We start from the raw sequence: 20,081 nt of genomic DNA on the forward strand, positions 1-20,081 counted from the left end.
TCTTCCATCTCCTGCCCGCGGCTGCGGAAACGGCGCGCGACATAGCGCACCAGCGACAGGTTCATCTCGATGAGCGTGTTGCGCGCGTACTGGTAGTCCGGGGTGCCTTCCTCCAGCACCGACAGCCGCTCGAAGAACAGCTTCGACAGGCGACGCGCGTCCTGCGGGGCGACACGCTGAGCCTCCTCCACCTGCGGCACAGCCGACCGAGCAGCCTCACATGCGGTGCCCCTGTCCGAGCGCTTCACCGAGATGTGGGCCTGCGCCGCTGCCATTGCCATGGCTACTCCTCCCTGATCTCCCCGTCATGCCGTCACGCCGTCACCTACCCGATGACCACACATAAAACTGCCATGCGGCAACTATTTCCACAAGGCAACTGTGATGAAGGCGCTCCGGTGCCCGATATGACGCGAACGTCCGCCGCTCATGCAGGCCAGAGGCACGGTGATCACCCGAAACCGGGGGCGGTCACGCCGCGACCGGCTGAGGGCGTCGTGCGCAGCTCTCGGCGGACCTCAGCCAGCCGGTGAGGTCGGCGCGGGCACGGGCCACGCGGGAGCGGACCGTGCCGATGGGACAGCCCACGATCGCCGCGGCATCCGCGTACGGCATCCCGACCAACTGGGTGAGCACGAATGCCTCGCGCCGTTCGCCGTCCAGTGCTTCCAGCAGCTCGCTCAGTGCCAGACCGTCGTCGAAGCCCGGCAGTCCGCTCGGCTGACGGTGCTCCGCGACCGCCTGCCAGTCGTCGACATCGGCGAGGCGCGGACGGGCGGCGGCAGAACGGTAGCGGTCGATCACCACCCGGCGGGCGATCGACAGCAGCCAGGTACGGGCGCAGGAGCGGCCGGCGAATCGCGGCAGACCGGTGAGGGCACGGAGAAAGGTCTCCTGGGAGAGGTCGTCGGCGCTGTTCGTCTCGCCGCTCAGGTGGGCCACGAATCGCCAAACATGGCGGTGGGAGGCGCGTATGAATCGCTCGACGGCCTCGGGGTCGCCGTTCCGGGCGGCCAGCGCCAGGGCGGTCAACTGCTCGTCGTCCGCGGCGTTCCGCTTGCCGCCGGCCGGATCGAAAAGGGCAGGAATCATCGCCACATGTCCTTCGAAGGGTGCGGGGCGTACCAGGCATGGCACGGCCTCGTCGGTGAGCGGCATTCCGGAGACCCGTGCGAAGGCCGGTGACGACGTCCAGGGGCGACGGTCGACGGGCGCTACGGGCAGGGCAGGGCGGAGAGCCGCGGAGGCAAGGGCCGGCGTGTGGTCCGGCTGCGCCCGCGGAGGTACGAGGGCGGCAGCCGCATGGGCTCGCCGGTACTCCGCCCGCCACCGATGCAATGGACCGTGCAGAACAGGGACCTTGCAGAAAAGGGAGCGGGATCCCGGACTCCATCGGCAAGAGCGCGTCATGGACGGCAGTGGCGTCGATGACCCCATTGCAGAGTCCCGGGCGCTGCCGGGGAGAGTCCCAGGGCAGGCAGGCGGGCGGTCAGCAGCAGAAGGACGGGTGCGGCGGGCCCCTGCGGGACAGGACGTGATGCAGGAACACCCCGCGCAGGCACGGGACATGACCGCAGGCGGCCACCGGACGAGCGGTCGGCTTCAGGCCCCTCCAGTCCAGCGTCGCCAGGACCAGCATCAGGGGCGCGAACCACACCGCGGCCACACTGCGGGCGAGCCGGAACGCGGCCGCCTCGCCGCGCCACATCCACAACCCGCACACCAGCGCGGCCAGCACGTGGGCCAGGAACATACCGAGGGTGCCGTGGCCTGAGTGCACCATCCGCAACTCGCTCATCTCACCGCGCATGGCACCGATATCGCCCATGTGCGCGGTGGAGGCGGCGAGCTTGCCGGCCATGCCCGCCAGATGACTCATCCCCGTCATGTCGCCCCTTGGCGCCATTGACGCCGAGGGGGCGATCTGCAGGTCGGGGCCGGACCGGCACGACTGCGCCAGGCCGAACAGGGAGTGCAGGGTCAGTTGGGCCACTACGGAGGAACCGGTCACGGCGAATCCGCCGCGCTCCCGCCCCGCCGACCACCAGGCCGCCGAGCCCGTTGCCCCGAGTGCGGCCGGGAGAGCCCACCAGGGCAACGGCTGCGCGGACATCAGCGCATGTCCCAGGGCTGCGGTCGTCACGCACACCACCGCGAAGATTGCGGCGCGCGCAGCTCGTGAAACCGACCCGGCAGTCATGTTGGTCATCGTGCCAGCCGGTTCATCCGTTCGGGAGGGTGCATGGCGCCTGGGGCCCAGTTGTTGTCCGGATCCGCTAAACCAGCTCGTGGGTGGTCAACCGGGTGGCAGCGCACGAGAGAGGGAAGGCCGGGCGCTGCTCCTCCGCTCGGGTCTCACCTGCCCGACGGGCCTCCCCCGTCCGACGGGCCTCCCCCGCTCGGCAGGTCTCCCCCGCCCGACGGACCTCCCCTGCCCGGTAGGTCTCCCCCGCCCGGCAGGGGACCCCCCGCTCGGCGGCTCTCACCGGGAACTGACGGCCCGGTCCGTACGACTGACTGGGCCCGGCGTCATGAGAGGCCGGGGCCGGTGTTTCAGGAGGGCTGCGGTGCGGTTGAAGCGTGGGACGGAATCGGGATCCGCCGGGGCCGACGGCGGTACGGCCCGGCCTCGGCATGCGGGCCCGGCGGTGACGCTGCTGCTGACGTCCGCGATGGCCTTCTCGATGATGCAGCTCTTCCTGATCGGCGCGCTCGGCCCACGGCTGGTCGGCGAGCTGGGGATCTCCCGTACGGTGCTGGGCCTGACCACGACGGCGGGCTTCGGCGCGGCGGCCTTGCTGTCCCCGGCGGCCGGGCGCTTGGTGGACCGGGTGGGGCCGCGGCGCTGTCTGGTGGCCCTGTTGCTGCTCGCCGCCGTCTCGCTGGCACTGATCGGGGCCGCTCCAGGCGCAGCGGTGCTGCTGCTGGCGGTGGCGCTCGGCGGTCTGCCGCAGGCCCTGGCCAACCCGGCGACCAACAAGCTGATCCTGGCCACCGTTCCGGCCGAGCGGCGGGGTGGGGTCACCGGGCTGAAGCAGTCCGGGGTCCAGTTCGGTGCCTTCGTGGCGGGACTTCCGCTGCCGCTGCTGGCCGCGGGGGTGGGCTGGCGTGGCGCCGTGTGGACGGCAGCGGGCACGGCCGCGCTGGCCGCGGTGTGGGCCGCCCTCGTGCTGCCGCCCGACGCGGTCGCGGCGGCTTTGGGCAGCCGCCCTCCCCGGCCCGTGCGCGGCTTGACGCGGCAGCTGGCGGGTTTCTCCCTGCTGCTCGGCTGCGGGATCGCCTCGGTCAACACCTACCTGGCGTTGTTCGGTTCGCAACGTCTGGGCCTCTCCCCGACCACGGCCGCCGCCCTGGTGGCCGTCCTGGGCGTGGCCGGCATAGGCGGGCGCCTGGGGTGGTCGCGGGTGGCAGGGCGGCCGGGGCGAGCCGAGGCACTGCCCGCCTTGCTGGCGGCCGGGGCGGTGGGCGCGGCGCTGCTTCTCGCCGTCGCGGTCCTGGCGCCTGCGCTGGTGTGGGTGGCCGCGATCGCCGTCGGATCGTTCGCGGTGTCGGCCAACGCCGTGTCCATGGTCCTGGTGCTGCAACGAGCGGCCCCGGGACGTGCCGGGCAGGATTCGGCTCTGGTGTCGGCGGGCTTCTTCGCCGGGTTCGCGGTGGGCCCGCCGTTGTTCGGCGCGCTGGTCTCGGCCGCCGGCTACGGGCCGGGATGGCTGCTGGTGGCAGCCGAGTTCGCCGGGGCGGCAATGGTTACCGTGCCGCTGTGGTCGCGTCGCCAGGAGGAGGCGGAATGAATACGCCCTCGGAAACGGTGGCTTGGGCCGACTCGGAAAGGGCGGGTTGGACCGACTCGGAAACGGCGGGGTGGGCCGGCCAGGCGCTCGCCTCCCTGCTGGAGCGGGTCTCGGCGACGGCGGACGAGGTCGGTCCGCGTTTCCCGCTGTACGCGGACCGGAACAGCGGCTCATGGAAGTCCACCTCCCGGGGTTCATGGACCGGAGGGTTCTGGGCGGGTCTGTTGTGGTTGCGTGGCCTGTCCTCGGGCGACTCGGCGCACCGGGCGGCGGCAACCGACTGCACCCAGCGGTTGCGGTACTGGGTCCGGCAGGACACCGCCACCCGCGGGCTGGTGCTCTGGTACGGCACCGCCCTGGCCGCCGGTCCGGGTGGCGACGAGGCTGCGGTCCGGCTCAGGGAGGAGGCGGCGCGGGCCTGCCTGGCCGCATACGAGGGCGAGTGGGGGCTGGTGCCGTGGGGCGATGCCTTCGGCGGGCCGCGGCTGCTGGCGCGCGCGGACGGGGTACCGGGGCTCGTGGCACTGCTGGCCCACGCACCGGGCAGTGCGGGCCGAGGGAGCAGTAGGGGTAGTAGGGGCAGCAGGGGTAGCAGGGGCACTGAAGGCAGTGGTCGGGCAGCCGCGTACGGCCATCTCGCCCGGCATCTTGAACTGTGCCTTTCCGAGGACCCGCCGCGCCCCACCTGGCAGGCCCGGCCGCACGGCACTTGGACGGCCTGCTCCGAGCCCGCGCCCGGCTGGAGCCGTACGGCGGCGTGGCTGCTCCTGGGGGCCGCCGATGGGCTCCACTGGCTCGGGGACGACGACCGGCTGCGGGAGGCGGCAAGGCGGCTCGCCGCACTGCGCCTCGCGCCGGGTGCGCGGCTCGTCCCTCCGGCTCAGGACGGGTGCCCGCTCGGCCCCGTGGACACGTCCGCCGCGGCGATCGAGGCGGTGGCCGCGCTGAAGCTGGCCACGCTGGCACGGACAGCGGGCGACGGGCAGGAAGGTGACCGCCTGGCGGCCCGAGGACAGTTGATCCTGCGCCAGTTGACCGAGGCGCACCAGTCGGACTCGGGCGCGTTGCTGGACGGCTGCTACGACGCCGGGCGCGGCCTCGCCACGCACCATGAGCTGATCTGGGGGGACTTCTTCCTCGCCTGGGGGCTGGCGATACTCACCGGGCTGACGGAGCCGTTCACGATGTGACCGGAGCGGAGGCACCTCGTGAACGGCGAACGTCACGGCATGCCGGCAGCCTTCACGAGGTGCCGTGGTCATCGCGCAGGACACGGCGGGCCACCGCAGCGATGTGCAGCTCGTCCGGGCCGTCCAGCAGCCGGGCCGCACGGCCCATACGGAACAGCCCCGGCAGTGCGGTGTCCGGCCCGAGGCCGGCCGCGCCGTGCACCTGGATCGCGGCGTCGGCGACCTGTTGCAGCATCCGGGCCGCCGCGACCTTGGCGAGCCCGGTCTCCACCCGGGCATCGTCGCCCGCCTCCAGACGGGCCACCGCCTCGTACACCAGCGGCCTGGTCGTCCGGATCGCCAGCAACGCGTCGAAGACGAGCTGCTGGACGAGCTGACGATCGGCCAGCGGGCCGGCCGACTGGCTCCGCGACCGGGCGCGGACGCACATCAGGTCAAAGGCCCGTTCGGCCTGTCCGAGCCAGCGCAGACACCGCAGGACGCGGCCGAGTCTCAGCCGCTCCCCGGCGATCCGCAGCGCCTTGCCGCGCTCGCCGACCAGGTGGTCCGAGGGCACGGTGACGCCGTCGAGTTCGATCTCCCACTGGCCGCCCACGCCGAGCACCGGCAGTTCGCGCACCACCCGGAATCCGGGCGCTGACGCCGGCACCAGGAACAGCGACAGGTCGTCGCCGGTCCGGGCCAGCACGGTCACCAGGTCGGCGTCGCCCGCTCCTGTGATGAACCACTTACGGCCGTGCAGGGTCCACGTCCCGTCGGGGCCGGCCTCGGCACGGGTCGCGGTCAGCGCGGGGTCGGTGCCGGGTGTGTCGGGCTCGGTCATCGCGTAGCAGGTGCGCAGCTCACCCGCCACGATGCGCCGCAGATGGCGTGCGCGAACGGGCTCGGCGGCGTGGCGGCTGAGCATCAGTACGTCCAGCAGGGAGCCCGAACCGAGGGCGGTGGGACCGTGGTCGCTCGCCCCCTCGGCCTCGGCCAGATGCGCGTAGGGGGACAGCGGCAGCCCTTGCCCGCCCCACTCCACGGGCAACGGCAGTGCCCACAGCCCGGCGTCCTTCGCCTCCGTCCGCAGCCTGCGCAACGCGTCGTGCGCGGCCGGCCCGCCCGCGTCGAGCACCGGCTCGGCGGGCATCACCCGCTCCCGTACGAACGCCGCTACGCGCCCTCGCGGCCCGGCGGCCTCGGGCGGACAGTCCGGCAGCCCGAACGGGCCGGGGCCGAGGGCCGCGTCCGCACTCGGAAGCCTCGGGGTGCCCTGCGCACGATCCATGGGGTTCACCGCTTTCCTCCGTATCCACCGGGAACTCGGTGAACCGGCAGTCCGACTTACTGGCCGTGGAGTTGGTCGGCCCCGGTCGTCGTCTGGTTCCCGTACGTCCACGCCGTACGACCACGCCGTACGAGATACGCGGCGCACACTGCCGTCGCCGGAGAGGAATGCCGTGAATGCCGTGAATGCCGTGGGAAGCCCGACTGTCATCGGTGCGCATCGGCCGCTGGAGGAGGTGGACGTACAGGTCTGGGGGCCTGCCGCACTCACCGCGCCGGCACTCGCCCACCTGCGGTCGCTGGGCGCAAGAGCACCGGAGACGCCGGCAGCTCGGACCGGCCCCGCGCGCTTCACCGCCACCGGCCGTGGACCGGGCGGGGTGACCGCGCACACCGGCTGGGCGGACGTCCTGCCGGAAGCGGATGCCGCCGACGAGGCAACCGTCCAGGCGGCCACCGGCATGATGCATGTGCACGGCAGACGCGACGGCGCGCCCCGGGGCCTCGCCGTCGATTACGCGGCCACCTGCGCGTCGGTCCTCACCGTGCAGGGCCTGCTCGCCACCCTCCTCGGCCAGGCGCGAGGCGCGGGCGGGGGCGGGGCCACGGACATCGCCACCGGGGCCGACCGGGCAGCGCTGCTGACGGTCTCCCAGTACGCCGCGGCGGCGAACGCACCCGAGGCGGAGGCGGTCGCTCCGGCTCCCGGCGGCCCGCCGTTCACCACCGCAGGTGGCACCCGTTTCGAGCTGGAGGCGCTGGAGCCCGCCCCCTGGGCCCGGTTCTGGCGCGCCCTCGGCGCGCCAGAGGAAGCGATACGCGCCGGCTGGCCCGCCTTCCAGTTCCGTTACGCCACCGCCTGCGCACCCGTGCCCGAGGGACTGCACCGGACTGCGCGCACTGCCTCCTGGACGCGCATACGGGAGGCCGCCGCCTCGTCGGGGGCCGAGGTGTGCGCCCTGCATACGCTGGCCGAGCGGGCGGCGGAGGCGGCCCCCGCCACCGCGCCATGGACCCTGGCGACCCTCCCCGGGGCAGGGACCCCGCCCGCCTGCGGATCCCTGTCGTCCGACGCCCGCTCCTCCCGTTCCCTGCACGCCGGCGCCATGTCCTCCAGAGCCCTGTCCTCCGGCGCCCTTCCGCTCTCCGGCCTGACCGTGCTGGAAGCGGGCCGCCGCATCCAGGCCCCGCTCGCCGCCCATCTGCTCGGCCTGCTCGGCGCGGACGTCGTACGGATAGAACCGCCCGGCGGGGACCCGCTGCGCGGCATGCCCCCCTGCGCCGCGGGGGTCTCCGCACGCTGGCTCGCCCTCAACCGCGGCAAGCGTGCCGTGGAGGTCGACATCAAGTCGGCCGCCGGGCAGGCCGAGTTGCGGGAGCTGGCCGCCGACGCGGACGTGTTCCTTCACAACTGGGCGCCGGGCAAGGCGGAACGGTTCGGGCTGGGCGCCGGCCACCTTGCGCCCGTCAACCCGCGCCTGGTGTACGCCTATACCAGCGGCTGGGCGGGCCGCCTGTCCGATGCCCCCATGGGCACCGACTTCATGGTGCAGGCCCGTACCGCCGTCGGCGAAGCGGCCCGGCCGGCCGACGAGCCGCCCGCCCCTTCCCTCATGACCCTGATCGATGCGCTCGGCGGGCTCGTCGGCGCCGAGGCCGTGCTCGCCGGTCTGCTGCTCCGCGAGCGCAGCGGGCGCGGCGTGCGGGTGGAGTCCTCACTGCTCGGTGCCGCGGAAACGCTCACCGCATCCGCGGTGCGACGGGCCGCGGCGGGCCGGGACCCGCGCCGCCCGGCCGGCTTCCGACGGCCACTGGCGACCGCCGACGGATGGATGGCGCCGGCCGACGACTCCTCCCGTACGGCACATGCCGAGTCGGCGCGTCTGCGAGAGCTGTCATCCGGCCAGGCAGTCGCGGCCCTGCGCGAGCAGGGCGGATCTGCCACCGCCGTCACCACCGACCTCGGCGCCCTTCCCGAGGACACGCGCCTGCGCGGGGCCTTGACCCGCGATTCCCACGGTTCCCTCGTCGTCCCCTCGCCCTGGAGGTTCGCATGACAGCCCCGCTCCCCTCCCGGTTCCACGATCTGGTCCCCGCAACGCTGCGGCGTGCCTGGGCCACCGAAGGCCACTGCCCCGACCTGGACCTGTACGCACTGTTCCGGGCCCGCAGGACCGCCGACCCGCACGCCACGGCCGTGATCGACGCCCGCGGCGAGGTCAGTTACGCGGAACTGGACCACCAGGCACGATGTCTGGCCACCGGGCTAGCCGAGGCAGGCGTCTGTCCCGGGGACGTGGTGGGCGTGCAGCTTCCCAACACCAGAGAGGCGGTCGCGGCCGACCTCGCCGTGGCCGCGCTGGGCGCTGTCGTCCTGCCCTTCCCGGTCGGACGTGGCGGGCGGGAGGCCGTGTCGCTGCTCGGCCGCTCCGGGGCCCGCGCGGTGATCGCCGCCTCCGCTCACCGCGGCGTCGCGCACGCACGGGAGCTGGCCGGACTGTCCGGCGAACTGCCCGCTCTGCGCGCCGTGTTCGCCGCCGGCCCCGGCCCGGTCCCCGACGGCTGTCTGCCGCTGGCCGATCTGCTGCGCGCTGACGCGACCGCGTTCACTCCCGCGCGCCCCGACCCCGACACCGCGGCCCGGATCCTGGTCTCCTCCGGGTCCGAGGCCGAGCCCAAGATGGTGGCGTACTCGCACAATGCGCTCGCGGGCGGCCGTGGCAACACGCTCGCGCCGTTGCTCCGCGACGGCGTGCGGCCCCGCTGCCTCTTCCTCGTGCCGCTCGCTTCGGCCTTCGGCAGCAGCGGAACCGCCGTCACCCTCGCCCGGCACGGCGGATCCCTTGTCCTGCTCGACCGCTTCACGCCCGACGCGGCCCTGGAGGCGATCCTCGCCCACCGGCCCACCCACGTACTGGGCGTGCCCACCATGGTGCGCATGATGCTCGACCGGCTGCCGGACGCCCGCGAGACGCCGGTCGGGCTGACCGCCCTGATACTCGGCGGCTCCGCGCTCGACGCGGCCACCCGCGACGAAGCCCGCCGGGCCTTCGGCTGCGCGGTGGTCAACCTCTACGGTTCCGCCGACGGCGTCAACTGCCACGGCGGCCTGCCCGGGCACAGCGCCCGCGGTGAGCACAGCACCGCCGATGGACACAGCGCCGCCGATGAACTCAGCGCCGCCGATGACCATCCGGACGACGGCCCGGGGATCAAGGTGGGCCGCCCCGTCCCCGGCGTGTGTGAGATCCGGATCGCCCCGCTGCCCGGGGGCACCGCCGGCGAACCGGGGGAGATCGTCGCGCGCGGCCCGATGACGCCGCTCTGCTACGTCGGCGCACCCGAGCTGAACATGCGGTACCGCACCGCCGACGGCTGGGTCCGTACCGGGGATCTCGGCATGCTGGACGCCGACGGCACCCTGCGGGTCGTAGGCCGTCTGAAGGACATCGTGATCCGCGGTGGTGCGAACATCAGCCCCGCCGAGGTCGAGGGCGAACTCTCCTCCCACCCGGACATCCGCGAGGTGATGTGTGTCGGTGTCCCCGATCCCCTGATGGGCGAACGGCTCACGGCGTGTGTGGTGCCAAGGTCCGGACGAAAACCCGGACTTGAGAGCCTGTGCCGCCACCTGGACACACGTGGTCTGGAGCGCCGCAAGCACCCGGAGCGCCTGCTGCTGGTGACCGACGAGTTGCCCCTCACCCCGGCGGGTAAGCCCGATCGCGCCGCGCTACGGGAGAGGGCGGCCGCCGAGTTCCCCGCCGACCACGCGCAAGCCGGCTGAGGCCACGGGGGAGGGACCGCACCCGGCGGCCCCTCCCCCACCCCCGCGAGGCCTCGTGCGAGAGCTCCCGTGCAAGGCCTCGTGCGAGCCGGCCGGTCAGGAAGCGGAGAATGCCTTCTCCATCTGGCCGGCCGTCTTGCGGTAGACCCCGAGCAGGTCGAGGTCCGCGTCCGGATAGTTCACGATGTTCAGCTGCTTGGCGCCCGAGCCGGGCAGTACGGTCCCTGTCGACATGTTCTCGTTGTCCAGCACGAAGGCGGGCTTCTTCGCCGACAGCGCCGACAGCTGGGCCGGCGTGACCGCCTCCGGGCCGTAGGTACCGACCACCTTGGCCCCGGCCAGCCCGGCCGCCCACGTCGTGAACTTCTGCGCCGCCACCGCCGGAGCCTTGCCACCGGGCCACGTGGCCTTCACCTGCGCGGCAAGGGAGGTCCACTCCGCCGTGAACCGGCTGTTCCACTTGGCCGCTGTCCGCTGCGTCCCGAACTTCTTGCCCAGCTTCGTCACCTCGCCCTTGGTGGTCGCGGGCGCATTGTCCAGATTGACCTCGATCAGCTTCGCCTTGGAACCCGCGGCTTCCTTGATGCGGCCCGCGAAGGGCTCGAACGAGGCGTAGAGGACGTAATCGGCCCCGGCAACCGCTGCCAGGTCGGACGGCTTCAGGTCGTAGTCGGGCGCATGCCGGACCGAGGCGGGAACAAGGGACTTGACGTTCTTGGCCCCGGCCGCCTTGGCCAGCGCCGCCTCCCAGCTGGAGGTGGCGACCACCACGGGACCGGATGACGCCGGCCCCGACTCGCCGGCCTTGTCCGTAGCGGCCTTACCGGAGCCGTCGCCACAGCCGGTCAGCAGGAGCAGCCCCGCACTCAGTGCGGTGACTGCGGCGACGGGGCGGAAGAGGACGCGGACGTGCGCCATGATGAAGTTCTCCGTTCGGGTATGAGATGAGCGGCAAGGGCGACCGCCCCCGCGGCGAGGACGAGGACCGGACCGGGCGGCAGATCCCAGGCCAGCGAGATCAGGAAGCCCACGACGTTGACGACGACGCCGATGCCGATCGCCCAGAGCGTGATCGACACCAGCGAACGGCCGAGACGGCGGGCGGCGAGGGCCGGGAGCAAGGTCAGCGCGTCCACCAGCAGCGCGCCCGTCAGACGGATGGCACCGGCCACCGCGACCGCCACCAACACCAGCAGCACCACGGTCAGCCGCTGCACCGCCACACCGGAGGACAACGCCAGCTCCCGGTCGTGCAGCAGCAGCGCCAGATCGCGGCGGCGCCAGAGGAACAGCCCCGGTACGGCCACGGCCAGCACGCCCAGCACGACAAGATCGGCCGGCCGCACCGCCAGGATCGACCCCCACAACAGCGCGAACGCCCCATTGGCATTCACCCCGGAGAGCGCCAGCATCAACAGGGCGGCGGCAATGGCCAGGCTCATCAGCAGGCCCATCGCCCCGGACAGGCCCTCGGGGGTGCGGGCCAACGGCGCCACCCCCGCCCCGGCGAGCGCACACGCCACCAGCGCGCACAACACCGGGTCCAGGCCCACCAGTTGACCCACGGCGATGCCCAGCAGCGCCACATGCATCATCGCGAAACGCACCGGCATGATGTCCAGCCCGACGATCACCACACCGACGACCGGCAGCCCGAAGGCGGCCAGCAGCAGCCCCACCCCGGCCCGCTGCACCGGGACCAGTTGCCACAGGTCAACGACCTGCCCCCACGCGCTCACGACACCTCCCGCAACTGTCCGGCGGCCATCTCCAGCGTCCGGTCACAGCGCGCGGCCATGGCCCGGTCGTGGGTCACCACGAGCAGCGTCACCGGCAGCGTGGTCAGCACCTCGGCGGCCTCCTCCTGGCCCGCGAAGTCCAGCGCCGCGGTCGGCTCGTCCGCGAGCAGCACGCCCGCTCCGGCCGCCACACACCCCACCGCCCGCGCCAGGTGCATACGCTGCAACTGACCACCCGAGAGACTGCCCACCGGCCGGTCCGCCAGACCGCCCATGCCCAGCCGTTCGGCCGCCCGTTCCGCCTCCGCCAGGTCGCCGCTGCTCGCCAGCAACTCCCGTGCGAGCAACGGAAAGCGCCCGGGGGCCGGCCGCTGCGGAATCCACCCGCACGCTCTTCTCCGCCACGCCCACTCGGCGGCGCTGCGGCAGCCCCGGCCACCGACCACGATCTCCCCGTCGACCTGCCGGTGCAGACCGAGCACGGCCCGCAGCAGCGTCGTCTTCCCCGACCCGTTGGTGCCGGTCAGAGCGATCCGCTCACCGGCCCCGACCTCCAGATCGACCCCGGTCACCGCTTCCAGGCGGCCATGGCGACACACCACCCCCCGAAGCCGCACCTCGAGGCCGCCCGCACCGCCGGGCTGCCGCTCCGCTGGGGACCCTGACCGCTCCTCGCTCCGTTCCACAGCCCACTAGTCGGGCCACCGGCGTACCGAGTTCCCGCGGAGCCGGTGGTATTTCTGCCGACGGCCTCCCCGGATCGTCCTGCGCACGGCCTGGCTCGCCACCTCTTGCGTACGGACCGGCTCGCCACCTCTTGCGTACGGACCGGCCCGCCACGGCCGGCCTGCGGCTCGTCCCGCCACACCGGCGTCCGCTCCTCAGCGGCTCCGCGACGACCGGCGCCGAAGGCCGTGAGCACAGGAAAACGGGAACGGCGCCGAACCACCCCGGCCACTCGCACGTCCTACACGGGGATGCCGCAACCCGCCCGGCTCGGGATACGGTGACGAGGCAAGTCGAACACGCATATGACTATCCCCTGCGTACAGGTCTGGTGGAGGACGCACATTGTCGGATGAGGGGCGGCTCATTGCCGGGCGCTACCGGCTCACCGAGCACGTCGGCCGCGGCGGCATGGGCACGGTGTGGCGTGCCGTGGACGAGGTCCTCGGCCGCCAGGTCGCGCTCAAGCGACTCCACACGCAGCCGCACCTGGCCGATGACGAGCTCGCGACGCTGTACGAGCGCACGCGCCGTGAGGCGCGCAGTGCCGCCCGCATCACGCATCCGAACGTGATCGTCGTCCACGACGTCGTGGACGACGACGGCCGGCCCTGCATCGTCATGGAGTACGTCCCGCCGCCCACGCTCAGCGAGCTCCTGAAGGGCGGCAGGACCATCGGGCCCGAGGAGGCGGCCCGCATCGGCCTGGACATGGTCGCCGCCCTGCGGGCCGCGCATGCCGCCGGCGTACTGCACCGCGACGTCAAGCCCGGCAATGTCCTCCTGGGCGGGGGCGAGCGGGTGGTGCTCACCGACTTCGGCATCGCGATGACGGCAGGGGCGTCGACGCTGACCAAGACCGGCGAGATGGTCGGGTCGATCGACTACATGGCAGCGGAACGTGTCCGCGGACGGAAGCCCGGGACGGCTTCCGACCTGTGGGCACTGGGCGCGACGCTGTACCAGGCGGTGGAGGGACGGCCGCCGTTCCGACGTGCCACCGCGATGGAGACCGCGTACGCCGTCGCCGTCGACCCGCCGGAGCCGATGAAGCAGGCCGGCCCGCTGGAACCACTCATCGCGGCCCTCCTGTCCAAGGAACCCGACGACCGGCCGTCGGCGGACCGGACGGCGCAAGCCCTGCGGGACACGCTGTCGGGCGGGTCGACGGTGGTGGCACCGCCGGCCACCGGTGCGAGCTCCCCCGCGGACCCGAAATCCTTCGGCAGCGAAGACGCACCCCGGGATCCCGAGCCGGGCGGTCCGGGTTCAGAGCCGGGCGGCCCGGATCCCGAGGTGGGCCGTCGGGCCTCCGGCGACGTGTCCGGCGGCGCGTCCGTACCCCCGGCACCACCGGCGGCGCCCACACGGACCACCGCAGGCCAAGGGCGGCGCCGGGCCCGCAGGCGCCTCCTCCTCGCGTCGACCGCCGTCACCGTGACCGCCGCGGCCACAGCCGGGGTGCTCTATGCGGCCTCGCACCGCAGCACGGGCACACCCGATACCCCTGCCCCCAAGAGCCATCACACCACCACCCCCTCCTCGGAGGTCTCGCCCGTGCCCCAGGGCTTTCACCAGGTCAAGGAGGCGAAACTCGGTGTCTCCTTCCCCGTTCCGGACGGCTGGAAGGCCAGGGTGCGGACGGCCGAGCAGGTCACCTACATCGACCCCACCGAACTGGTCGAGATCTCTGTCCGGACAGTGGCTCCCGCGGGCCCCAACCCGGTGTCCCACTTCGCGGACAAGGAAGCGAACACGAAGGCCAACTACCCCGTCTACCGCAGGCTGCGCATGCAGCAGACCGCATTCCGGGGCCAGCCGGCGGCGGTATGGGAGTACGCCTTCCAGGGACGGGAGCGCGGCTTCCGCGCCGTCGAACTCGGCTTCGGCCACGAAGGCCGCCGGGAGTACGACATCTCCGTCTCGGCACCGGAACGGAAGTGGGACGGCTATCGCCCCGTCTTCGACAAGGTCAGGGACAGCTTCCTCCCGGCCAGGTCCTGAGCCCCTGGCCCGCTCCTGAGCCCCTGGCCCGCTCCTGAGCTCCGGCCGGCCCCTGAGCCCCGGTCGGCTCCTGAGGCGGCCGTTCCGGATACCCCGGCCCCGCGTTCCGTGGCGGGATGTGCCGTACGAGGCTCATCCCCCGAACTGGCGCCACGCTCACTCCACATGCCTCAGTGGAGAGGGTGGGACCGCTGGCGCCGATCAGGCGGGGCAAAGCTCAGCCCGTTCTCGTCGAGGGCATTGAAGACGGTCACCCGACCCACCCCGAAGACGAAGCTGACGTCGACGTTTCCCCGGGCCAGATCCCTGCCTGCCCATTCGAGCAGTTCGACCCTGGTGAGGGACAGGCCCCGCAGAGCGTGCAGTCCGGGAAGAGGCTCGGTACGCCACTGCAGGTCGAAGCCGGGCCACCGGACCTGACCGCCGGGGTCGATCGTGTTCCATGTGAGGGAGAGGTCGTCGAACTTCTGGTGATTGATCTCGACCTGCTCGCCCTCGAAGTCGAACAGAACCGGGCAATCACAGAACCACTCGTCGTCCTGACGGTCCCAGACCATCCAGACGCCCGTCAGAGTCCGGCCGGCAAGGCCACGCAAGCGATGCGCGTGCTCGCGCACGACGTCACGGCGGCGGTTCAACCACAACGGCTGGTATCCCGCGATGCCAAAATCGAACATCGCGACATCTTGCCAGAGCTACCTCATGACAGCTCGACGCGGCAGTGCTGCCCCGGCCAGAGCTGGGAACGCGATCACACCGACCAGGCTGGGAACGAACCCCGGATCGCCGGCTCCCGACTGCAGCAGGGTCGCCAAGAGCTGGGTACCGGCCAGCACCGCCAGCCCGAGGTAGAGCCACCCTGCCCAGGCGGGGCCCGTCGGCGGTGTCCTGCTCGCGCTGCGTTGGTCCATTGCACACGTATGCCCGGCGAATGCCGTTCCAAGGCACTGAGGACAGGATCCAGGCTGCTCTCGCCACGAGTGCAGCCAGCAACAGCACTCCACTGCCGGGCGCAGCCTTCCGCTCCGCTTCCGTCGGGTCGCACATGGGCTGCGCCGGGCAGTGGTCTCCGCAGGCCCGGCAGCGGTCTCCGCAAGACCGGGCAGCGGTCTCCGCAAGACCGGGCAGCGGTCTCCGCAAGACCGGGCTGCGGTCTCCGCAAGACCGGGCTGCCGTCAGGTGTCAGCGGCCGACGGCCCGGCGGAGCTGGTCCTTGTTCATGGTGGAGCGGCCCTCGACGTTCTTCTTCTTGGCCTCTTCGTAGAGCTGGTCCCTGGTCGGGCCGCCGGGCCCGCGGTGGGAGCGTTCGCCGCCGCGTTGCGGAGCGGATTTCGGGTCGCGGAGGGAGGCCTTGGAGGCGGTCCTGGCTTCGCCGGAGCGGGCGCGTTCCTTGTTCACGGTGCGGGCGGCGATCTCCTTGGCCCGCTTCTGCGGGGTGCCACGCTCCTCGGCCTGTTCCTTGATGTGTTCGTACTGCCGTTCACGCTTCTTGCTTGATCCTGCAGGCACGGCTCCTCATCCCTTCTTCTGTCGGCCTTCCGGCGGCTGTGCCGTGGGCAGTACCAGTCCACGTCCGGTGGGCCGGCGCCGCCACCCGGGCGGCGCCGGCCGTCGTCAAAAGATTTCGTCGGCGCCGCCGTCGGCTCCGACGGTGACGGTCCCGCCCTGGGCCCGGCAGGGACCGGGTCCTCGGGCGCCGGGCCGACGGCCGCGGGACCACCGACCCACCGGGCCACCGGGCCACCGGGCCACCGGGCCACCGGGCCACCGGGCGCAAACGCCTTCCGCTTGCGCATGCGTTACGTAGCTGGTTGTCCCCACGCCTTCACGGGCGGCTGAGGACAGGAGAAGAGGTCTGCGCCAGAATGCGGTCGGCGGCGGCGAGTGCGTCGCCGATCTCCGTGGTCGCGGTGGCCACGCACAGGGTGTACGACACGTCGTCCAACTGGGTGGCGGACCGGCGAGTTGACCTCTCCGCGTGCGCCAAGCGCGCATCGGCATACCGGCTCAGAAGGGTCCGCACGTCCTTGGGGTCAGGCATCAGCATGATCCAGGCTCCTTATCGAGTCTCCCTCAGGGTGTTTCCTCGAAGGCGGCAGTCATGCCTCCGGTGGCACCATTCCTGCCTTCACGGAGCTCAGGTGCCGAACAGTCAGGACTGTGGGCCCGGCCGTGCGGCCTGCCGAAGACCGGCACAACCGCCGGCATCGGCTACCGGGGCAATGCCTCGGGTCGCGGGGACGGGGGCCACGTCGTAGACAGGAGGCAGCAAGGCCACCGTCTTGCCGCCTGACGCACCTGGGGCCCGAGGTGTCGTCCGGCGCCGTCTGGCATCGTCCGATGCCATCCGACGTCGTCCGGCGCCGTCCAAAGGATTTTCAGCGCACGACCGACGGAGGCCTGGATGCCTGAGCTGCCCGATGTGGAGGCCTTCCGAAAGATTCTCGACTCCTGCGCGCGGGGCGTCTGCCTGCTGCGGATCGATGTGCACGACGCGGGTGTACTGAACGGCGTGAGCGCCCGGCGACTGCGGCGTTCGCTGGAGGGACGGCGCCTCGCCGAGCCCGAGCGGCGGGGAAAATGGCTGGTGGCCCCCACCGAGGGAGGCCCGACCCTGATGCTGCACTTCGGCATGACCGGGCAGCTCGTCTGCTGCCAGCCGGCCGAGCCTCTGCATCCGCACGACCGTGTCACTTTCGCCCTCGCCGACGACCGGCAGCTGCGCTACCGCGATCAGCGCAAACTCAAAGGCCTCTGGCTGGCCGACGAACCCACCCTCGCGCGCATGATGAAGGATCAGGGCCCCGATGCGCTGACGGTCGACCGCTCCGGATTCGGCGAGGCCCTGTCCGGTCGGCGCGGCGGCATCAAGTCGGCGCTTCTCAACCAGTCGGTCCTGGCCGGCCTCGGCAATCTGCTGGCGGACGAGATCCTGTGGCGTGCGAAGCTGCACCCCGCCCGGCTCGTCGGCTCACTCACCACCCAAGAGCTGGACCGGATGTATACGACCTTGCGACGGACACTGCGTTCGGCGGTGGCGGCCGGCCGGGTGCCACCACGCAGGACCTGGCTCACCGGCCACCGTGACGATGCCGATCCCGTCTGCCCCCGCTGCCGCGAACGGCTCTGCGGCGGACGCTGGGCCGGACGGCACACAGTGTGGTGTCCTCGGTGTCAGCAGGCACCGGATCGGGTCATGTCACGTCGGTGAGCTGTCGGTTGGACTATCGTCGGGCACATGGCACTGTCGTTGCGAGAACGAGAGCAGTTTCTGGCGGAACCTCACATCGGTGCGCTGTCGGTCGTCGAGCGGCCGGATCGCGCACCGCTGACCGTACCCATCTGGTACCACTACACGCCGGGCGGCGAACTGTGGGTGCGTACCGGGCCTGATTCCCGGAAAGCGCGGGCAATCCGGTCCGCAGCCCGCTTCAGTCTGATGGTGCAGCGGACCGAGCCGACCGTGCGCTACGTGTCGGTGGAGGGACCGGTCACCAGGACAGAACCGGACAACCGCGAGCGGTCCTGGGAGATGGCCGCGCGGTACCTCCCACAGGACAAGGTCGCCGACTTCGTGGAGTACGAGCACACCCAACTCGGGGAGCACGTCGTCATCTGCATGCAGCCGGAGCACTGGGTGTCCGCCGACCTGGGATCCGTCTGATCACCATGGCGCAGGCCGCGCCCCTCTACTGCTGTCCTCCTCTCCCCTTGCTCCCCTTGCTCCCCCTGCTCCCCTCTCCCCTGATTGCCCGCGGAGGACGGGCAGGCCGGCGGCGATCTCCGTAATGAGCGAGCGGTCCGCTTCTACGAGCGCTATGGGTTCAAGACCACAGGCGAGCGAGAGCTCTGGCGCGGAAGGCTGCCGAACGTGCGCATGACTCGCGCCGCCGAGTCGAGTGACAACCTCACCAGCGTCACGCGGGACCAGCTCACCTGATGGGTGCTTGAGCCCACCCTCCTGCGCATCGCTCGATCCTTCCGGCGCGCCCCTCCCCCCCCCACACCCTGCAACCAGAGACGTTCAGGAGACGACGCCGCTGCCGGCCGGGCAGCGGGGAGGGAGTGCTGTGACCGGGTCGGAGGTCGAGGAGACCACGTGGAAAGCCGACGGGACCGTGCGGGAAGCCGACGGGACCGTGCGGGAAGCCGAGGGGACCGTGCGGGAGGTCGAGCGGCGCAGTGGAGCCCGGTGGGCGCTGGTCTCGGTCGCTTTGGGTGTCTTCTGCATCCAGCTCGACTCCTTCGCCCTGAACCTGGCCCTGTCGCACATCAAGTCGGAACTCGGCGTAACCAGCGGGCAGTTGCAATGGGTGATCAGCGCCTACCTGCTGTCGTGCGGCACGCTGATGTTGGGCGCGGGCCGGATGAGTGACCTGTTCGGCCGACGCCGTCTGCTGATGGCGGGGCTGGCGCTGTTCGGACTGGCGTCGCTGTGGTGCGCGCTGGCGCCCTCGCTGCCGGTGCTGGTGGCGGCCCGCATGGCGCAGGGCGCGGGCGGCGCGTTGATCATGCCGGCCGGGCTGGCACTGCTGACGAACGTGTTCCCGCCCGCCGTACGCGGCCGGGCCACGGGGTGGGCGCTGGGTATCGGCGGCCTTGCTACCGCCTGCGGCCCGTTCGTCGGAGGTGCCCTGACCGACATGGTGTCGTGGCGGGCGGTGTTCTGGCTCAACGTGCCGCTGGGGGTGGCGGCTGCGTTCTGCGCCCGCCGGGCCCAGGAATCGCGGGACACCACGGCGTCCGAGCGCGTCGACTGGCCGGGCCTGGTCACCGGGACCGCCGCCATCGCGGCCCTGGCCGTCTTCATCGACCGCGGTCCGGTGTGGGGCTGGGTGTCCCCCGCCGGCGTCGGCACGCTGGGCCTGGTGGCGCTGGCGCTGGCGGCCTTCGTACGCATCGAACTGTGCACTGCCGAGCCGCTGATCGCCCCCGCGCTCTTCCGTAATGGCGCCTTCGTCGCGTTGACCGCGGCGGGCGCGGTGGCCAACGCCGCGACCGTGGTATTCCTCTTCGTCGTGCCGCTCTTCCTTCAAGAGGGCCGGCAGTTGACGCCTTGGGCGGCCGGGGTGGCATTCCTCGGCCCCGCGGTGGCCATGGCGGCCGCGGCGCCGTTCGCGGGCCGGGTGGCCAGCGCCCGCGCCGTACCGGTCATGGCGACGAGCCTGGGGGCGGGCGCGGTGGTGCTGCTGGGCGCGGCGTTCATCTCCGGACTGCCGCCGTATCTCGCGGCGGTCACCGCCGGCGGGGCGGCGCTGGGCGTCGGCAATGCCCTGACGCTGACCGCCACCCAGGGCGTCATCCGACCCGAACGCGCCGGTGAGGCCTCCGGGTTGACCAAGACCGTCATCACCGTCGCGGCCGGGCTGGGCGTGGTTGCCGCAGGCTCCGCGGCCGATCCCGGCAGCACCGCGGCCACTGGCGATGACGGACCGCTGGCGGTGGCAGGAGCCTGCTGTCTGGCGGCCTGCCTCCTGCTGCTCCTCTGGAGGTGGACCCGGCGACACGGCCCGCGCACTCGGCAGCCGCGAGAACCGGTGCCCTCGGCTGCCAAGGGCGGAGTGCGCTGACCCCG

General features: G+C 72.3%; 18 protein-coding genes and 1 pseudogene. 8 read left to right on the forward strand and 11 right to left on the reverse strand.

Annotation, left to right across the window (positions count from 1 at the left end; genetic code table 11):
- The 3 genes and pseudogenes from ACGFR7_RS36055 to ACGFR7_RS36065 all read right to left on the reverse strand — a co-directional run.
- Positions 1–275 (reverse strand): annotated as a pseudogene (locus ACGFR7_RS36055) (RNA polymerase sigma factor SigF); the annotation flags it as partial.
- 196 nt (positions 276–471) lie between these two features.
- Positions 472–1,092 carry a sigma-70 family RNA polymerase sigma factor gene (locus tag ACGFR7_RS36060; protein ID WP_393327895.1) on the reverse strand — a complete coding sequence of 207 codons (621 nt, stop codon included), beginning with the start codon at positions 1,090–1,092 and terminating at the stop codon, positions 472–474.
- A 397-nt stretch (positions 1,093–1,489) separates the two neighbouring features.
- Positions 1,490–2,143: a hypothetical protein gene (locus tag ACGFR7_RS36065; protein WP_393327897.1), complete on the reverse strand. Its 654-nt coding sequence runs from the start codon at positions 2,141–2,143 to the stop codon at positions 1,490–1,492.
- A 529-nt stretch (positions 2,144–2,672) separates the two neighbouring features.
- On the opposite strand from ACGFR7_RS36065, the gene ACGFR7_RS36070 reads away from it, so the two are divergent.
- Together ACGFR7_RS36070 and ACGFR7_RS36075 are read left to right on the forward strand one after the other, a co-directional pair.
- Positions 2,673–3,791 carry an MFS transporter gene (locus tag ACGFR7_RS36070; RefSeq protein WP_393327968.1) on the forward strand — a complete coding sequence of 373 codons (1,119 nt, stop codon included), beginning with the start codon at positions 2,673–2,675 and terminating at the stop codon, positions 3,789–3,791.
- Positions 3,788–4,981, forward strand: coding sequence for a sugar ABC transporter permease (locus tag ACGFR7_RS36075; protein WP_393327899.1), 1,194 nt, complete (start codon positions 3,788–3,790; stop codon positions 4,979–4,981). Before ACGFR7_RS36070 ends, ACGFR7_RS36075 begins: the two co-directional genes overlap by 4 nt.
- Before the next feature lie 52 nt (positions 4,982–5,033).
- Here ACGFR7_RS36075 and ACGFR7_RS36080 read toward each other — a convergent pair whose 3' ends face one another.
- Positions 5,034–6,251, reverse strand: coding sequence for an acyl-CoA dehydrogenase family protein (locus ACGFR7_RS36080; RefSeq protein WP_393327902.1), 1,218 nt, complete (start codon positions 6,249–6,251; stop codon positions 5,034–5,036).
- 190 nt (positions 6,252–6,441) lie between these two features.
- On the opposite strand from ACGFR7_RS36080, the gene ACGFR7_RS36085 reads away from it, so the two are divergent.
- Complete coding sequence (locus tag ACGFR7_RS36085; RefSeq protein ID WP_393327905.1) at positions 6,442–8,307, forward strand: CoA transferase; 1,866 nt, start codon at positions 6,442–6,444, stop codon at positions 8,305–8,307.
- Positions 8,304–10,037: a class I adenylate-forming enzyme family protein gene (locus ACGFR7_RS36090; protein ID WP_393327908.1), complete on the forward strand. Its 1,734-nt coding sequence runs from the start codon at positions 8,304–8,306 to the stop codon at positions 10,035–10,037. The genes ACGFR7_RS36085 and ACGFR7_RS36090 overlap by 4 nt, the downstream gene beginning before the upstream one ends.
- 96 nt (positions 10,038–10,133) lie before the next feature.
- Here the strand turns inward: ACGFR7_RS36090 and ACGFR7_RS36095 are convergent, their stop codons facing one another.
- From ACGFR7_RS36095 to ACGFR7_RS36105, 3 genes are read right to left on the reverse strand one after another with little or no spacing between them, the layout of a single operon-like run.
- Positions 10,134–10,955, reverse strand: coding sequence for an ABC transporter substrate-binding protein (locus ACGFR7_RS36095; RefSeq protein WP_393327911.1), 822 nt, complete (start codon positions 10,953–10,955; stop codon positions 10,134–10,136).
- Positions 10,904–11,776 carry a metal ABC transporter permease gene (locus tag ACGFR7_RS36100; protein WP_393327914.1) on the reverse strand — a complete coding sequence of 291 codons (873 nt, stop codon included), beginning with the start codon at positions 11,774–11,776 and terminating at the stop codon, positions 10,904–10,906. The genes ACGFR7_RS36095 and ACGFR7_RS36100 overlap by 52 nt, the downstream gene beginning before the upstream one ends.
- Positions 11,773–12,357 (reverse strand): metal ABC transporter ATP-binding protein, encoded by a 585-nt coding sequence (locus ACGFR7_RS36105; RefSeq protein WP_393327971.1) that lies wholly within the window; start codon positions 12,355–12,357, stop codon positions 11,773–11,775. The genes ACGFR7_RS36100 and ACGFR7_RS36105 overlap by 4 nt, the downstream gene beginning before the upstream one ends.
- A 490-nt stretch (positions 12,358–12,847) precedes the next feature.
- On the opposite strand from ACGFR7_RS36105, the gene ACGFR7_RS36110 reads away from it, so the two are divergent.
- Positions 12,848–14,506: a serine/threonine-protein kinase gene (locus ACGFR7_RS36110; protein ID WP_393327917.1), complete on the forward strand. Its 1,659-nt coding sequence runs from the start codon at positions 12,848–12,850 to the stop codon at positions 14,504–14,506.
- Positions 14,507–14,676: 170 nt separating this feature from the next.
- Here the strand turns inward: ACGFR7_RS36110 and ACGFR7_RS36115 are convergent, their stop codons facing one another.
- From ACGFR7_RS36115 to ACGFR7_RS36130, 4 genes are all read right to left on the reverse strand, one after another.
- Positions 14,677–15,183, reverse strand: a complete 507-nt coding sequence (locus ACGFR7_RS36115; RefSeq protein ID WP_393327920.1) for a hypothetical protein — start codon at positions 15,181–15,183, stop codon at positions 14,677–14,679.
- An 18-nt stretch (positions 15,184–15,201) separates the two neighbouring features.
- Positions 15,202–15,417, reverse strand: a complete 216-nt coding sequence (locus tag ACGFR7_RS36120) for a hypothetical protein (protein WP_393327922.1) — start codon at positions 15,415–15,417, stop codon at positions 15,202–15,204.
- A gap of 271 nt (positions 15,418–15,688) precedes the next feature.
- On the reverse strand, positions 15,689–16,015 hold the full coding sequence (locus ACGFR7_RS36125) for a plasmid stabilization protein (protein WP_393327925.1): 327 nt from the start codon (positions 16,013–16,015) through the stop codon (positions 15,689–15,691).
- Positions 16,016–16,331: 316 nt separating this feature from the next.
- Positions 16,332–16,553 (reverse strand): DUF5133 domain-containing protein, encoded by a 222-nt coding sequence (locus ACGFR7_RS36130; RefSeq protein WP_393327928.1) that lies wholly within the window; start codon positions 16,551–16,553, stop codon positions 16,332–16,334.
- Positions 16,554–16,910: 357 nt separating this feature from the next.
- Between ACGFR7_RS36130 and ACGFR7_RS36135 the strand changes: the two genes are divergently transcribed.
- The 3 genes from ACGFR7_RS36135 (at position 16,911) to ACGFR7_RS36145 (ending at position 20,076) form a co-directional block, all read left to right on the forward strand.
- Positions 16,911–17,717, forward strand: coding sequence for an Fpg/Nei family DNA glycosylase (locus ACGFR7_RS36135; RefSeq protein ID WP_393327931.1), 807 nt, complete (start codon positions 16,911–16,913; stop codon positions 17,715–17,717).
- 27 nt (positions 17,718–17,744) lie between these two features.
- Positions 17,745–18,170: a pyridoxamine 5'-phosphate oxidase family protein gene (locus tag ACGFR7_RS36140; protein WP_393327934.1), complete on the forward strand. Its 426-nt coding sequence runs from the start codon at positions 17,745–17,747 to the stop codon at positions 18,168–18,170.
- Positions 18,171–18,576: 406 nt separating this feature from the next.
- Positions 18,577–20,076, forward strand: coding sequence for an MFS transporter (locus ACGFR7_RS36145; protein ID WP_393327937.1), 1,500 nt, complete (start codon positions 18,577–18,579; stop codon positions 20,074–20,076).
- Positions 20,077–20,081: the final 5 nt, after the last annotated feature.

It is taken from the genome of Streptomyces sp. NPDC048516, from assembly GCF_043199875.1.
Taxonomy (GTDB): domain Bacteria; phylum Actinomycetota; class Actinomycetes; order Streptomycetales; family Streptomycetaceae; genus Streptomyces.